Annotated in this window: 11 protein-coding genes, 2 tRNA genes and 3 rRNA genes; all 16 read right to left on the bottom strand. The window is 45.0% G+C overall.

Features of this window, described 5'->3' with window-relative positions; translation table 11 throughout:
* Window positions 1-11: 11 nt before the first annotated feature.
* The 16 genes from H9Q77_RS00835 to H9Q77_RS00760 all read right to left on the bottom strand — a co-directional run bounded on the left by H9Q77_RS00835 (window position 12) and on the right by H9Q77_RS00760 (window position 14,515).
* Window positions 12-2,896, bottom strand: a 23S ribosomal RNA gene (locus H9Q77_RS00835).
* Window positions 2,897-3,114: 218 nt separating this feature from the next.
* Window positions 3,115-3,187: transfer RNA gene (locus H9Q77_RS00830), tRNA-Ala, on the bottom strand.
* A gap of 6 nt (window positions 3,188-3,193) precedes the next feature.
* A 5S ribosomal RNA gene (gene rrf, locus H9Q77_RS00825) occupies window positions 3,194-3,311 on the bottom strand.
* Between the two features lie 64 nt (window positions 3,312-3,375).
* Window positions 3,376-4,894: ribosomal RNA gene (locus H9Q77_RS00820) — 16S ribosomal RNA — on the bottom strand.
* The 16S, 23S and 5S rRNA genes sit together here with 2 tRNA genes alongside, the layout of an rRNA operon.
* A gap of 436 nt (window positions 4,895-5,330) precedes the next feature.
* Window positions 5,331-5,418, bottom strand: a tRNA-Ser gene (locus H9Q77_RS00815).
* A gap of 117 nt (window positions 5,419-5,535) precedes the next feature.
* Window positions 5,536-6,243: a lysophospholipid acyltransferase family protein gene (locus H9Q77_RS00810; RefSeq protein ID WP_022154972.1), complete on the bottom strand. Its 708-nt coding sequence runs from the start codon at window positions 6,241-6,243 to the stop codon at window positions 5,536-5,538.
* An 18-nt stretch (window positions 6,244-6,261) separates the two neighbouring features.
* A complete protein-coding gene (locus H9Q77_RS00805) occupies window positions 6,262-6,813 on the bottom strand; it encodes a Fe-S-containing hydro-lyase (RefSeq protein ID WP_249326327.1) in 552 nt (183 codons plus the stop codon).
* Between the two features lie 33 nt (window positions 6,814-6,846).
* Window positions 6,847-7,689, bottom strand: a complete 843-nt coding sequence (locus H9Q77_RS00800) for a fumarate hydratase (RefSeq protein ID WP_022154970.1) — start codon at window positions 7,687-7,689, stop codon at window positions 6,847-6,849.
* A gap of 12 nt (window positions 7,690-7,701) precedes the next feature.
* Complete coding sequence (locus H9Q77_RS00795; protein ID WP_022154969.1) at window positions 7,702-8,112, bottom strand: HIT family protein; 411 nt, start codon at window positions 8,110-8,112, stop codon at window positions 7,702-7,704.
* A gap of 19 nt (window positions 8,113-8,131) precedes the next feature.
* Window positions 8,132-9,139, bottom strand: a complete 1,008-nt coding sequence (locus H9Q77_RS00790) for an SCP2 sterol-binding domain-containing protein (RefSeq protein ID WP_022154968.1) — start codon at window positions 9,137-9,139, stop codon at window positions 8,132-8,134.
* A 2-nt stretch (window positions 9,140-9,141) separates the two neighbouring features.
* Window positions 9,142-9,735, bottom strand: a complete 594-nt coding sequence (locus H9Q77_RS00785) for a rhomboid family intramembrane serine protease (protein WP_118545823.1) — start codon at window positions 9,733-9,735, stop codon at window positions 9,142-9,144.
* A 98-nt stretch (window positions 9,736-9,833) separates the two neighbouring features.
* Window positions 9,834-10,970, bottom strand: coding sequence for a DUF6382 domain-containing protein (locus H9Q77_RS00780; protein ID WP_118545825.1), 1,137 nt, complete (start codon window positions 10,968-10,970; stop codon window positions 9,834-9,836).
* A gap of 17 nt (window positions 10,971-10,987) precedes the next feature.
* On the bottom strand, window positions 10,988-11,443 hold the full coding sequence (locus H9Q77_RS00775) for a hypothetical protein (RefSeq protein ID WP_118545827.1): 456 nt from the start codon (window positions 11,441-11,443) through the stop codon (window positions 10,988-10,990).
* A gap of 439 nt (window positions 11,444-11,882) precedes the next feature.
* The gene (locus H9Q77_RS00770; RefSeq protein WP_118545831.1) at window positions 11,883-12,644 is read right to left on the bottom strand and encodes a hypothetical protein; all 762 of its coding nucleotides are present in this window, start codon (window positions 12,642-12,644) and stop codon (window positions 11,883-11,885) included.
* Between the two features lie 200 nt (window positions 12,645-12,844).
* Window positions 12,845-14,326 (bottom strand): DUF5702 domain-containing protein, encoded by a 1,482-nt coding sequence (locus tag H9Q77_RS00765; RefSeq protein ID WP_118545833.1) that lies wholly within the window; start codon window positions 14,324-14,326, stop codon window positions 12,845-12,847.
* 12 nt (window positions 14,327-14,338) lie between these two features.
* Complete coding sequence (locus tag H9Q77_RS00760; protein ID WP_118545835.1) at window positions 14,339-14,515, bottom strand: Flp1 family type IVb pilin; 177 nt, start codon at window positions 14,513-14,515, stop codon at window positions 14,339-14,341.

Raw genomic sequence — 14,515 nt, 5'->3', positions numbered from 1 at the left:
ATCCAAAACCTTTGGTCAAGCCCTCGACCGATTAGTAAATGTCAGCTGAACACATTGCTGTGCTTACACCTCATTCCTATCTACCTCGTAGTCTTCAAGGGGTCTTACTCATTTCTGAGGGATATCTCATCTTGAGGGGGGCTTCACGCTTAGATGCCTTCAGCGTTTATCCCTGCCGGACTTGGCTACTCTGCCATGGCTCTGATAGCCAACAGATACACCAGTGGTCCGTCCATCCCGGTCCTCTCGTACTAAGGACAGCTCCTCTCAAATATCCTCCGCCTGCGCCGGATAGGGACCGAACTGTCTCACGACGTTCTGAACCCAGCTCGCGTACCGCTTTAATGGGCGAACAGCCCAACCCTTGGGACCTGCTACAGCCCCAGGATGCGATGAGCCGACATCGAGGTGCCAAACCACTCCGTCGATGTGAACTCTTGGGAGTGATAAGCCTGTTATCCCCAGGGTAGCTTTTATCCGTTGAGCGATGGCAATCCCACTTTATACCACCGGATCACTAAGTCCTACTTTCGTACCTGTTCCACCCGTCGGTGTCACAGTCAAGCTCCCTTCTGCCTTTGCACTCTTCGAATGGTTTCCAACCATTCTGAGGGAACCTTTGAGCGCCTCCGATACCCTTTCGGAGGCGACCGCCCCAGTCAAACTCCCCGCCAGACATTGTCCCCCACCCAGGTCATGGGTGCAGGTTAGAAATCCAATACTGCAAGGGTGGTATCCCAACAGCGACTCACATAAAACTGGCGTTCTATGCTCAACGTCTCCCACCTATCCTGTACATACAGTATCGAATCCCAGTATCAAGCTGGAGTAAAGCTCCATGGGGTCTTTCCGTCCTGGCGCAGGTAACCAGCATCTTCACTGGTACTTCAATTTCACCGGATGCATTGTCGAGACAGTGCTCAAATCATTACGCCTTTCGTGCGGGTCGGAACTTACCCGACAAGGAATTTCGCTACCTTAGGACCGTTATAGTTACGGCCGCCGTTTACTGGGGCTTAAATTCGAAGCTTCGTTGCCTGACTTCTCCTCTTAACCTTCCAGCACCGGGCAGGCGTCAGCCCATATACCTCACCTTTCGGTTTCGCATAGACCTGTGTTTTTGCTAAACAGTTGCTTGAGCCTATTCTCTGCGGCCCTGCTTTCACAGGGCACCCCTTCTCCCGAAGTTACGGGGTCATTTTGCCGAGTTCCTTAACAATGCTTCTTCCGTCGGCCTTAGGATTCTCTCCTCATCCACCTGTGTCGGTTTACGGTACGGGTATGTGTATCACAATAGCGGCTTTTCTTGGCACATGGCTCACACGCTTCCCTACTTTGGTTCGGTCCACATTACGTCTTCGGATTGTAAGGAAGATTTGCTGTCCTTACTCCTACCCCGCTTGTACCGGTTTCTTCTTTCCCGGCTCGTGCTCTCCACATGCGTCCCCACAGTTCTGGGTACACATAGTACAGGAATCTCCACCTGTTATCCATCGACTACGTCTTTCGACCTCGCCTTAGGCCCCGACTTACCCAGAGCAGATCAGCTTTACTCTGGAAACCTTGGATATTCGGCCGGAAGGATTCTCACCTTCCTCTCGCTACTCATTCCGGCATTCTCTCTTCTTAGCACTCCACTGCTCCTTATCGGTACAGCTTCGCTGCGCTAACAATGCTCCTCTACCACTCCTAAATGGAGTCCTAAGCTTCGGTGTCGTGTTTCAGCCCCGGACATTTTCGGCGCAGGACCTCTCGACTAGTGAGCTATTACGCACTCTTTGAATGTATGGCTGCTTCTGAGCCAACATCCTAGTTGTCTTCGAAATCCCACATCCTTTTCCACTTAACACGCACTTTGGGACCTTAGCTGTAGGTCTGGGCTCTTTCCCTTTTGACCACCCAACTTATCTCGTGCAGTCTGACTCCCGTGCATCACCTTTATGGCATTCGGAGTTTGATAATCTTCGGTAGACTTTGACGCCCCCTAGGATATTCAGTGCTCTACCTCCACAAGGTTAACACGAGGCTAGCCCTAAAGCTATTTCGAGGAGAACCAGCTATCTCCGGGTTCGATTGGAATTTCTCCCCTACCCACACCTCATCGCCACCCTTTTCAACGGATGTGCGTTCGGCCCTCCATTGCCTTTTACGGCAACTTCAGCCTGGACATGGGTAGATCACCCGGTTTCGGGTCTACGTACACTGACTTTACGCCCTGTTAAGACTTGGTATCCCTTCGGCTCCGCACCTTAAGTGCTTAACCTCGCCAGTAAACGTAACTCGCCGGACCGTTCTACAAAAAGTACGCGGTTGTACTCGTATGGTACTTCCACAGTTTGTAAACACAGGGTTTCAGGTTCTCTTTCACTCCCCTCCCGGGGTCCTTTTCACCTTTCCTTCACAGTACTCTGCTCTATCGGTCACTAAGGAGTATTTAGCCTTACGGGGTGGTCCCCGCTCATTCCCACAAGGTTTCTCGTGTCTCGTGGTACTCTGGATCCTGCTCTGCTTCTTTCCGTTTCGCCTACGGGGCTCTCACCCTCTCTGGCCGGTCTTTCCAGAACCGTTCCGCTACAGTCAGAAGTCATAAATGCAGTCCGAACCCCGGAGTGCACGCACTCCGGTTTGGGCTCTTTCCATTTCGCTCGCCGCTACTTTGAAAATCGAGTTTTCTTTCTCTTCCTCCGGCTACTTAGATGTTTCAGTTCACCGGGTTCCCTCCGTACACCTATGGATTCAGTGCACGGTGACTGAGGTATGCTCAGCCGGGTTTCCCCATTCAGAAATCTACGGATCAATGGATATGTGCTCCTCCCCGTAGCTTATCGCAGCTTATCACGTCTTTCATCGGCTCTTAGTGCCAAGGCATCCACCCTGCGCTCTTTTTAGCTTGACCTAATTGCTTACTTAAAAGCTTTTCACGCCTAGCGTGGCGCTACTTTAGGTTTTGTTTCGTTTTGCTTGTTTGATCTTACATCTCTGCAAGATCCCTCGGATGTCTTGTTATATCGTTTTGCAAACTTAGATATAACCTTGAATGCTTTGCATTCAAGTTGATTTTTGTTTCAATATTCGGTTTTCAAGGAACAAACCAACAAGCATTTGCTTGTTGAGTGGAGATAAAGGGATTCGAACCCTTGACCCCCTGCTTGCAAGGCAGGTGCTCTCCCAACTGAGCTATACCCCCATGGGAATCTGGCAGCCACCTGCTCTCCCATACCGTCTCCAGTATAGTACCATCGGCCGCTTGGGTCTTAACCATCGTGTTCGGGATGAGAACGGGTGTGTCCCCCAAGCGCATCGCCACCAGAAGTGTTTTGACTTGCCCTTGGCAAATCAACAGTAATGCAACCCCTACTTCTTCCGTTTCCTTAGAAAGGAGGTGATCCAGCCGCACCTTCCGATACGGCTACCTTGTTACGACTTCACCCCAGTTATCAGACCTGCCTTCGGCGGCTCCTTCCTTTCGGTTAGGTCACCGACTTCGGGCATTTCCGACTCCCATGGTGTGACGGGCGGTGTGTACAAGACCCGGGAACGTATTCACCGCAGCATTCTGATCTGCGATTACTAGCGATTCCAGCTTCATGTAGTCGAGTTGCAGACTACAATCCGAACTGAGACGTTATTTTTGAGATTCGCTCTGCCTCACGACTTCGCTTCTCTTTGTTTACGCCATTGTAGCACGTGTGTAGCCCTGGTCATAAGGGGCATGATGATTTGACGTCATCCCCACCTTCCTCCGGGTTATCCCCGGCAGTCTCTCTAGAGTGCCCATCTTACTGCTGGCTACTAAAGATAAGGGTTGCGCTCGTTGCGGGACTTAACCCAACATCTCACGACACGAGCTGACGACAACCATGCACCACCTGTCTCCTATGTACCGAAGTACTAACGGCATTGCCCGTTATTCATAGGGATGTCAAGACCAGGTAAGGTTCTTCGCGTTGCTTCGAATTAAACCACATGCTCCACCGCTTGTGCGGGTCCCCGTCAATTCCTTTGAGTTTCATTCTTGCGAACGTACTCCCCAGGTGGATTACTTATTGCGTTTGCTGCGGCACCGATGGGTCATACCCACCAACACCTAGTAATCATCGTTTACGGCGTGGACTACCAGGGTATCTAATCCTGTTTGCTCCCCACGCTTTCGAGCCTCAACGTCAGTTACAGTCCAGTAAGCCGCCTTCGCCACTGGTGTTCCTCCTAATATCTACGCATTTCACCGCTACACTAGGAATTCCACTTACCTCTCCTGCACTCTAGTCCTACAGTTTCCAAAGCAGTCCCGGGGTTAAGCCCCGGGCTTTCACTTCAGACTTGCAAAACCGTCTACGCTCCCTTTACACCCAGTAAATCCGGATAACGCTTGCCCCCTACGTATTACCGCGGCTGCTGGCACGTAGTTAGCCGGGGCTTCTTAGTCAGGTACCGTCATTTTCTTTCCTGCTGATAGAGCTTTACATACCGAAATACTTCTTCACTCACGCGGCGTTGCTGCATCAGGGTTTCCCCCATTGTGCAATATTCCCCACTGCTGCCTCCCGTAGGAGTTTGGGCCGTGTCTCAGTCCCAATGTGGCCGTTCACCCTCTCAGGCCGGCTACTGATCGTCGCCTTGGTGGGCCGTTACCTCACCAACCAGCTAATCAGACGCGGGTCCATCTTGTACCACCGGAGTTTTTCACACTGCTTCATGCGAAGCTGTGCGCTTATGCGGTATTAGCAGTCGTTTCCAACTGTTGTCCCCCAGTACAAGGCAGGTTACCCACGCGTTACTCACCCGTCCGCCACTAACTTACATATCGCTAGGCTTCAATGTAAGTCCGTTCGACTTGCATGTGTTAGGCACGCCGCCAGCGTTCATCCTGAGCCAGGATCAAACTCTCATGTTAAAATGGTGTTTGTGTCCTGCCAGTTTTATCTGGCATTGTTTACTGTTAATTCGGGTAGCTTCTCGATCTTTTTCATCGATCTGCTTGTTCTTGAATCTCGCAATTCATTTTTCTGAAAATCTTGGAATTTTCAGGGTTGCATTACTGTTTATTTGTCAAAGATCAGTGATTCTTCGTTGCTGTTGTTCTCAGCGGCAACTCTGATATCTTATCATGACCGCTTTCGTTTGTCAACAACTTTTTTGATTTTTTCAAATCTTTTTTCCAACCGAAAAACCTTCGTTTCTGCGGTGGATTTTCATACTACCATATTGTTTCCTGCTTTGTCAACAACTTTTTACATTTATTTTTCAAAGCATTTACAATGACATAAAAGGCGTAAAAAAAGAAATCTCAATCTCTTAAGATTCTTCTTTTACTTCCTATTGGTAGTAAACGGAGAAAGAGGGATTTGAACCCTCGCGCCGGTTGCCCGACCTACACCCTTAGCAGGGGCGCCTCTTCAGCCTCTTGAGTATTTCTCCATAATCTGAAAATCGTCTCTACCAATATGTTATTGGCGTCATTTCGTGACGCAAAAATTATTATACATAAGGTCTATGTGTTTGTCAATTGCTTTTTTTATTAATTGTAGATATTGTTTATAAATATTCTTTAATAGCTTCTTCAATCCTGGATTTTACAAGATCTGCAATTTCCGGAGTCTTTAATTGTTTATATTCTTCATAGCAGATTGGTTTCAGATAAATCAATTTTACAGTTACCGGGGCTATGGACTTTTCATCAAAAGGTTTGTATGAATCAATCAAAGCACAAGGAACAATGGGGCATTTAGCCCTGACCGCACTTTTGAATGTTCCTCCCTTAAACGGAAGCAGCTGATTCCCCATGCGACTTCTGGTTCCTTCCGGGAAAATCAGAAAGTTTCTTCCCTTCTTTACTTCTTCGGTCATCTGATTGATTACCTGAAGAGACTGTTTAATGTCTTCTCTGTCTATTGCAATTGCATGCAAAGCCTTAAATACCTGCTTTAACAGTATTACGTTACTGACTTCCTTTTTATATACCACAGAAAAAGGAACCGGACAGGATTCCAGAAAAACAAGCGCATCAAACATTCCCTGATGATTCGGGAAAAAAATAAAACCATTTTCTTTGGGAATATTTTCCAGCCCATAGCTTTCTATTTTTACTCTTCCGGCCCGATTGGCTGCCTTAGTTACTTTTTTAATAAATGCATAGTTTTCTTCCAGATTGAAGTTCTTCCGGGTTCCCAACCACCAGATACGCATCAGATAATACGGTACTTTATAAAAAAGTCTTACTACCATTAATATAATTCTGTACATATGTTATCTCCAGTTGCCTCACTCCCGGCAATACTCCTTCGTCGCCGTCTCATATAGATTATTACCCTGTGCATCAATGACTACGATTACCGGGAAATTGTTGACCGTCAATCTACGAATAGCTTCTGTGCCCAGATCACCATAAGCAATCACTTCCGACGAGGTAATTGACTTTGACAATAATGCGCCTGCGCCTCCTACTGCAGCAAAATAAACAGCTCCGTTGCGAACGATCGCATCCGCTACTTCCTTTGACCTTTTTCCCTTTCCGATCATTCCTTTCAGTCCAAGATCAAGAAGTCTCGGTGCATACTTATCCATTCTGCTGGCTGTGGTCGGTCCTGCAGATCCTATTTGTCTGCCCTCTCTGGCAGGAGACGGTCCCATATAATAGATCACATTATTTTCCATTTTCAGCGGAAGTTCTTCTCCTCTGTCCAGAGTCTCCTGCATTCTCTTGTGCGCTGCATCTCTTGCCGTATATATTGTGCCTGTTAAATATACATAATCCCCCGCCTTTAATGAGTGGGCATCTTTCTCACTAAGTGGTACATTTACGTATCTGTCCATACTGTTTTCTCCATTGCTTTGTCATCCGGGATATCAGATTTCTCTGACTGCGTGTCTGTTCACATGGCAACATATATTTACCGCAACCGGTAATCCGGCAATATGGGTTGCATATGTGTTAATATTTACCGCAAGTGCTGTTGTTGTCCCTCCCAATCCACCGGGACCTATGCCGGTTCTGTTGATCTTCTCCAGCATCTCTTCCTCCAGTTCTTTTACATAAGGGATCTCAGAATGTTTATCAATCGGTCTGGTCAGAGCCTCCTTCGCCAGCAAAGCACATTTTTCAAAAGTGCCGCCGATACCCACTCCCACCACCATCGGCGGACAAGCATTCGGTCCGGCATCCTTTACGGCAGTAAGGATTGCGTTTTTCACACCTTCTATTCCATCCGCCGGCTTCAGCATAAACACCCGGCTCATATTTTCACTTCCAAAACCTTTCGGTGCAACAGTGACAGTAATGCGGTCTCCGGGAATAATACTGTAATGAATGATTGCCGGTGTATTATCCCTGGTATTTTCACGATAAATCGGATCTCTTACCACCGATTTACGCAGATATCCATCCACGTATCCGCGGCGAACTCCCTCGTTCACAGCATCTTCCACATTTCCGCCTACAAAATGAACGTCCTGACCTACTTTCAAAAACACCACGGCCATACCGGTGTCCTGGCAGATAGGAATCATATCTTTCTCTGCAATTTCCATATTTTCCTGTAGCTGACTCAGAATCTGTCTGCCTAAAGGAGCCTGTTCCCGATTTTGTGCCTCGGTAAAAGCAGTCTTCATATCTTCCGACAGATAATGATTGGCCTCGATACACATTTCACTGATATTTTGCGTCAAAACGCTCACATCTACTGTTCTCATACTCTCACCATGTTATTCTGTAATTGTTCTACGAACCTCTTCCAGTTCTTCCGGTGTGCTCTCTCCCGGTGTCCATAAAATCTTCTGTCCGTCATTCACATAGCGGGGAATCAGATGCATATGAAAATGCTGTACTGTCTGTCCAGCTGCTTCTCCATTGTTCTGAACAATATTCAAGCCGTCGCAGTTCAATTTTTCCTTCATTTTCATCGCAAGCTTCTTCGCAAGGACAAATACTTTCGATGCTGTCTCATCCGGCAATTCATATAAGTTATCCGCATGCTCCTTGGGTAAAATAAGAGCATGACCCTTTGTTGCCGGTCCAAGGTCCAGAATTACTCTGAAATCTTCGTCTTCGTACAATGTTTTGGAAGGAATATCTCCATTCGCAATTTTACAGAAAATACAATCCTCTTTTTTCATCTTTCTCGCTCCTATCTGTTTATCTATCCTTTTCCTCAAACGGAAATGCCTGATCCAAGGTTCTCAAAATACGGAAATCCCCTTTCATGCGCTGCATAACGCCGGACATAAATGCTCTCTGAAAAGTCATTCTTCCATTTATAATATCTTCCATTGCAGCTCGGTTCATAGACATCTCAACATCGTGTTTTTCGGTTTCTCCGTAGCCGCATTCCACAGAGGTCCCATTCACTGCAATCCACATAGGTGCTTTCTTTTCTTCTATTATAATAGTATAAATTGCTTCAAAACCCGGTTGTGGAACAAATGCCTTCTTAAATTCACTGAGATATTCTTCTTCACCATCTGCTCCGTTATTATCCAGCATTCCACGGAACATGCTGGTAAGCTCCTGAATATCCTCTTTCTGCCTCTGCACATAACTGTCATCCGACACATACTCCGACAGCTGCTCCGTCTCCTGCGGCGTAAGATTAATGGATTTCGGAATTGTAATTTTCTGTCTCATCACCTTATTACTGGCCGGAAAACTGGCCAGTTTCTGATTGATGGTGCGATACATGTTCTCCGCTTTTTTCTCAATAATATGGCCATACTGCTCATTCATTTCCAAAGACACAGTATTCTCTATATATCCGCAGATTCCACTGCAGGGCAGTCCACCCAGAATCTCCCATGCCGTAGCCAGGTTCAGTTTACCTTCCCTCTCTCCATATGTAGTAGACATTACTACCGGACACATATAAATACCGGCAATGGCTTCCTTATCACCATATAGCCAGCAGGCATCCAGAAATTGCTGCATATAGCCGCCAATACCGTACCATTCCACCGTAGTTGCCAGGATAATACCGTCTGCTTCTTTTAGCGTCTGCGGCAATGTTGTAATGTTGGTCTTACCGTCATAGAGGTTATACCGCTCCACGTGTACACGCAGTTCCTCCAGGACTTCCTGCATTTTGTTGATGACATAAATGGTAGGATCATCAATAATCCCCCGTCCTCCGTAATAGATATTGATATTCAAGTCTACACCTCTCGATTTCTTTTTTGCTTTCTTATCATACAGAGCAATGCCCCTGCCAGGAAACCGGTCAAAAGCCCGCCCACATGCGCTGCATTGTCCACGTTCTGCGCAGTGAATCCATTATAAAGAGATAACGCGATCATCAGTATTACTCGTCTGGGTGTAACATCCGGCATAGATCTCCGATCCAGTAAAATCCATGCCAACAACACTCCGTCCAAGCCGAAAATCGCACCGCTCGCCCCTACCGAAGCAATTCTTTCCATTGCTATCACCTTATAAATCAGAGAACAAATATTGGCGCCGATCCCGGATAATAAATACAGAATCAAAAACTGTAAATGCCCTGTTACTTTTTCTATCATTGCTCCCAGAAAAAACAGGATTACCATATTATTAAAAAGGTGCTCTATGCCCGCATGTAAAAAAGTGGATGATAAAATTCTTCCATACTCCCCATACCGAAGCACGGCCACTGCATCCAGTTCGCCTATATTATATAACAGATCCCCCGTAAAAGTACATATCAGATACACGATAACATTGATTGCAACAAGTGTTCCGCTCATAATAGGAAGGTTCTGTCTTTTTTGCATCTATCCTGTTCCTCCGGAAATGATCATCCTTAATATCAATATCTAAAATGTACCACTGTTTCCGGCATTGCGTCAACCAAAAGGATGTCATACTTATATCAACGGTATATCAATGTCCTTTTTCCAAAGGTTATCTCATCACCCTCTTCCAATTTTCTTTTCTCATAAGGCTGCATGCGCAGTCCGTTTTTGAAAGTTCCATTTGTAGAATTCATATCTTCCAGATAATATCCGTCTTCTTCTTTTACAATTCTGGCATGAAGTCTGCTGATCGACAGATCCTCCAGTACCAGATCCGCCTCTCCCCTTTTCTTGCCTATTGTATAAGCTTCCTGGTCCAATGTTGCGATCAGTGATCCTTCTTCCGTCAGCAATCGATGTTTTATTTCACGCATTGCCGACTGTTCTCCCATATATACAGTCCGACCCATATCTTCCTCTTCATATGCCGTTTCCTCTGCTACCGCATATCCGTTCATGGTCAGTTGCAGATTTCTGCTATAATTTTCCCTTTCTTGTTTCTCTTTCTTTTTGCGGTTTTCCCATAATGCAAATAAACTCTTTTTCTCACCTGTCGTTCGATTTTCTTCCCGTTTATTCTCTATTTTTTCTTCTGCCGGCAAAATATCCTCCGTCTTCTGTTGTATCATTTCCTCTTTTGTATGTTCTGTCGGATCGATTCCGGAGATCCGCAGGCATTCCGCATCTTCATAAATTTTCTGCTGCAGATACACTTCTCCGGCCGTCTCATACTGTTCATATGCCTTATACAAATATTCCACCATTTCTTCATCCTGGTAATCAATATGTTCTATCAGGTATTCCAGTAATTCATGAAAACCGGTCTCCTGCCTGCAATAAGGAATGTATATGAAATAGAAATCATTCTTTTCCAAATCCTGATAGATATGATTCGGAAACCATACGATATTACTCTCCTCCAATAAAAAGCGGGACATTTCCTGTCGGACTCTTCTCATGCTCCACAAAAAATCAGTCAGCCACTGTCTGTTTATCACCTTTTTATCAAAAAGCTGTGCTATATTCTGTCTAGATGTAATGTCATAATACAGATAGGCATTTCCATCAATATATCGCAGGCTGCATGGGAGCAATCCCTTGATTCCTCCCCGGCTGATCATACAATATTGATATCTTTTTTCCTCTGGCTTTTCTCCCAGAGCCATTCTTTCATAGTTTGCATTCAGGCTTCGAATATATTCTGTATTTATCATAGCTAAACTTTCCCTTCTTAATTATTTTGTTCCGTATTATCCCTTTTGTTCTGTACATTTCTGCTTCTTCTCAGCCAAAATACCGGCGAAATCCTATCCACTTGAAAAGAAGCTTTGGCACTCCAATATTTTTCTTGCGTTCCCATACCGGCAAAAGGATATCTGAGTCGTCCTGTTTTTTCAAGAATGACATCGTTTTTTTCCAGATTCCACAATGGGTCCTCATTCTCCCACGCAATATATTTCTCCTCGTTAAAATGCAATGCTTTCTTCTGCATATAGTCATTCAGCTGCTCTTTTGTAAGTGTCCACTTACTTCCGCTGAGAACGGTCGCTTTTCCTATATCCTGTTCCAACAGGCATCTGTCATATTGAAAAAGTAACAAATAGGTCATTAATAAAATAACTGACAGAATTATCGGGTAAAGAATTGCAGCTTCTACTGTAAAATACGCATCAGACTCTTTTTTCATAATTACATTTCCTCCGGTTTTATATCATCCAGGTGGTTAAATAAGCCAAAAATAAAAAAGGAATGTACGGAATACGCCTTTTTCGATCCCGTCTAAGCATATAAAGAATCATAGAATACAGAAATATATAAATAAGGCTCAGACAAAATATCAGCAATGCCTGTCCATCTCTGCATATACTTCCCAACTGGATCAATACAATGCCGTCCGCCATGCCGATTGCTTCCGTCATCTTTGTCAGGAGAAGCAATATTATCCCCGGTACCATTTCTACAATAATCCCTGTTTTCCAGCCCATTATGCAGATATCTGTTATGACAAGTAAGCTTCCTAAAAACAACAGCCATACCGGAATTGTTCTTTTCCGAATATCACACAGGCTTATTTTTCCGAGATAAACACTCCATATGATTTTTTCCACCCAAAATACCATTTTGTTTTACCTATCTTTCGAATTGCTTCCCCTGCATCTGCTACACACTTCATATTTGAAAGCTTCCTCTTTGGGAATTTTTTGTACTGTCCGTTTTAATCCGGGACAATCCCGCCGGCTGTGATAACATTCTCCGTTTTCCGAAACGTAAAATAGCAGTCCTCCTGTCGGATGCGGTATTTTGTCTGTGCATTTCTCACATGGTCTGTACTCCCGCAGAGCCTCTGTCGCTTCCACCACACGGACGGACAGCCGAATGTGCGTACATTCTCTGTTCGTATGATATACTCTGCCGTTTTCCGTAACATATATATACTCTTCGTCTTCCGGCTCCGGAATTTCATACCCATTCCACATATGGCCGTAATAACGATTGGCCATTCGAAATTTTTTGAATCCTGACAGTTGAGATATTCCCGCAATCCTATAAGTCATATTGATTGTATAAATGTCACCTTCAATATTGCTCTCCAAGAACTGTAATCCATCACTTCCTCCGTCCAAAGGTGACATTTCCAGATATTCCTCTCCCAGCTGTTCTTCGATCTGTTCCTTGACATAAGTATAAGATACAGCAACTGCCTCCAGTCTGTGATCTGCAGAACCCTGCTCTCCCTCCGGCAATGCACCGTAGACGCCGATCTGCCGCCCGGCATTCCACAATGCCACTTCCAGATTTCCGTGCAGCCTTATGATTTCTATGGCATTACCCATAGAAATCACAAAAAAGCAAAACAGAGGCAGCACCAGCGCCGCTTCTACCGTCATACTTCCCCTGACGCAGGTCCTTTGGAGTATGGGCAGTGATATCCTCTTTATGTATTCAATGACTAATGATAATTTTGCGGGGAGAATTTTTTTACATGGGTTAAGAATATTTCTTATTTTCGGAGAAGGTCTCATGTGTTTTTGTTTCATAGTTGCTTTGCATTGTTCCCATAAAGAGGACATCACCGCCCACCTCCTTTTTACTCCGGCATACCCGTCGCCGCTTCGAAGGACGTTATATAAGATTTTTGGCGTTCTATCTCAACACTATATCCATATCGGCTCTTCACCTTTACATTCATTTGAAGTTCCGCAATACATGCATCCAGACAAAAGTTCTGATTTCCGGGGGTAATTCTGATATCCTGCTCCACAATATTCATTGCTCTGTAGGTGACGGTTCTTTCATCACAAAGCAGCAAAAATATTCTCAGATAGTCCTTATAACCCAGATCCATCACAGCATCCGCATCCCCGGAACGTCCCTCATCCGCCAGGTTTCCTTGTAATATCATCTGTAATCCGCAGTGCCAGGTGCTGTCACTTTTCAGTAAAGGTATTTTGTCTCCGGCAAGCATTGTTCTGACATCATACACGCTCTCCGCAAATGCCCACCCAAGTATCAATGAGATTGTAAACAATTCTCCTATTTCCGGAACCATCATAACTGCTGCCAGCACTTCACCCAAAGCTTCCGCAATCGCATATTTTTCTTCACTTCCGAACAAATAAGCGGCATTTGCGGCTTCCCTGATCGCAAATATCCTGTTTATCACATAACGAAGATTTTCCCGGTCACTTTCTTCTCCTGCGATGATATATTCCACCTGATACCACAGTGGACTGCTTTTTTTCTCAGTGCTATACCTTCCCATATATTTCAGCAGATACTCATGAAATAGTATTCTTTCCTTCTCTTTTTCCCATTCCGTCTGTGATTGCAGCGCAACATTTCCCCGATTGATCTGATCTCGTTCCTCTCTCGCTTCTATGAATTGTTCTGTTTCTATTCTGCGATCTGAAATCTCTTCTTCGGGAAGCACCAGTGAAAGTATTCCGCTTTTCTTTTTTTCCTCCAATGCCTCTGTGGGATTTTCGATATGAATTACTTTTCCGTCAGCCGTTTCTCTTCCGTCGTATTCCCGGATCTGCGCATCCACGGTCTGTTTTTCTTCTTCTACACTGCGTTCCAACAGTCCACGGGATTTTATGGTCTTCACCCATTCTTTTATCTGTTGCAAAAGTCCGATGCCGACATCATCTTCTATTGCGTCCACCGCCATTCTGCGAAAGACTTCTCCATCCCCATCGGTCACAAAAGCAGCCTTTGTCATTTCTGCTTTTTCTGCTTCCAGCGCAAAAAAATCACGATACAGAAATTTATCTAGGAAAATATCTTCCAGCGAAAAATTGTGATTCATATATTCCAGGAGGTGTTCTTCTGTCAATTTTGTCGTCCCATGCTCGGTTCCATAGGAACAATCTACTGCGAAAAAATTATACTGGTCGAATAACTCCCTGTGATATTCCGCCAGAATACTATCCATTCCTATGTCCATAACACATTCTGTTTCCAGGCAGATTCCCCGGTACCGGCAACCTTCTATCAACGCAAGGCACAGTGAAATCATCACACCAAGTGTAAGCGCAAGATATATTGTCATGTATCCGTTTTCTTTCATAAGGTCATGCTCTTATATTTTTTTCGTCTGGTTGGTAATTTTACTGAAAATAGAATTAACGATCTCCGTAATCTTTTCTTTAAAGATCACTACAAGACCCACCAGTACCACGATGATCAGAATCACCTCTACAGTTCCCATTCCATCCTCTTCTTTTATAAATTGTCGAAACGTTTTTAAATGGTTCAT

This window comes from Simiaoa sunii (assembly GCF_014337175.1).
In the GTDB taxonomy this organism is placed as follows: domain Bacteria; phylum Bacillota; class Clostridia; order Lachnospirales; family Lachnospiraceae; genus Acetatifactor; species Acetatifactor intestinalis.
This window is presented reverse-complemented; position numbering and strand designations above follow the sequence as displayed.

Bases quoted from the DNA above. Each gene is read 5' to 3' on its own strand.
- H9Q77_RS00765 (WP_118545833.1), bottom strand. From the start codon at position 14,326: ATGAAAGAAAACGGATACATGACAATATATCTTGCGCTTACACTTGGT.
- H9Q77_RS00810 (WP_022154972.1), bottom strand. From the start codon at position 6,243: ATGTACAGAATTATATTAATGGTAGTAAGACTTTTTTATAAAGTACCG.
- H9Q77_RS00760 (WP_118545835.1), bottom strand. From the start codon at position 14,515: ATGAACCATTTAAAAACGTTTCGACAATTTATAAAAGAAGAGGATGGA.
- H9Q77_RS00785 (WP_118545823.1), bottom strand. From the start codon at position 9,735: ATGCAAAAAAGACAGAACCTTCCTATTATGAGCGGAACACTTGTTGCA.
- H9Q77_RS00770 (WP_118545831.1), bottom strand. From the start codon at position 12,644: ATGACGGTAGAAGCGGCGCTGGTGCTGCCTCTGTTTTGCTTTTTTGTG.
- H9Q77_RS00795 (WP_022154969.1), bottom strand. From the start codon at position 8,112: ATGAAAAAAGAGGATTGTATTTTCTGTAAAATTGCGAATGGAGATATT.
- H9Q77_RS00805 (WP_249326327.1), bottom strand. From the start codon at position 6,813: ATGGACAGATACGTAAATGTACCACTTAGTGAGAAAGATGCCCACTCA.
- H9Q77_RS00775 (WP_118545827.1), bottom strand. From the start codon at position 11,443: ATGAAAAAAGAGTCTGATGCGTATTTTACAGTAGAAGCTGCAATTCTT.
- H9Q77_RS00800 (WP_022154970.1), bottom strand. From the start codon at position 7,689: ATGAGAACAGTAGATGTGAGCGTTTTGACGCAAAATATCAGTGAAATG.
- H9Q77_RS00780 (WP_118545825.1), bottom strand. From the start codon at position 10,970: ATGATAAATACAGAATATATTCGAAGCCTGAATGCAAACTATGAAAGA.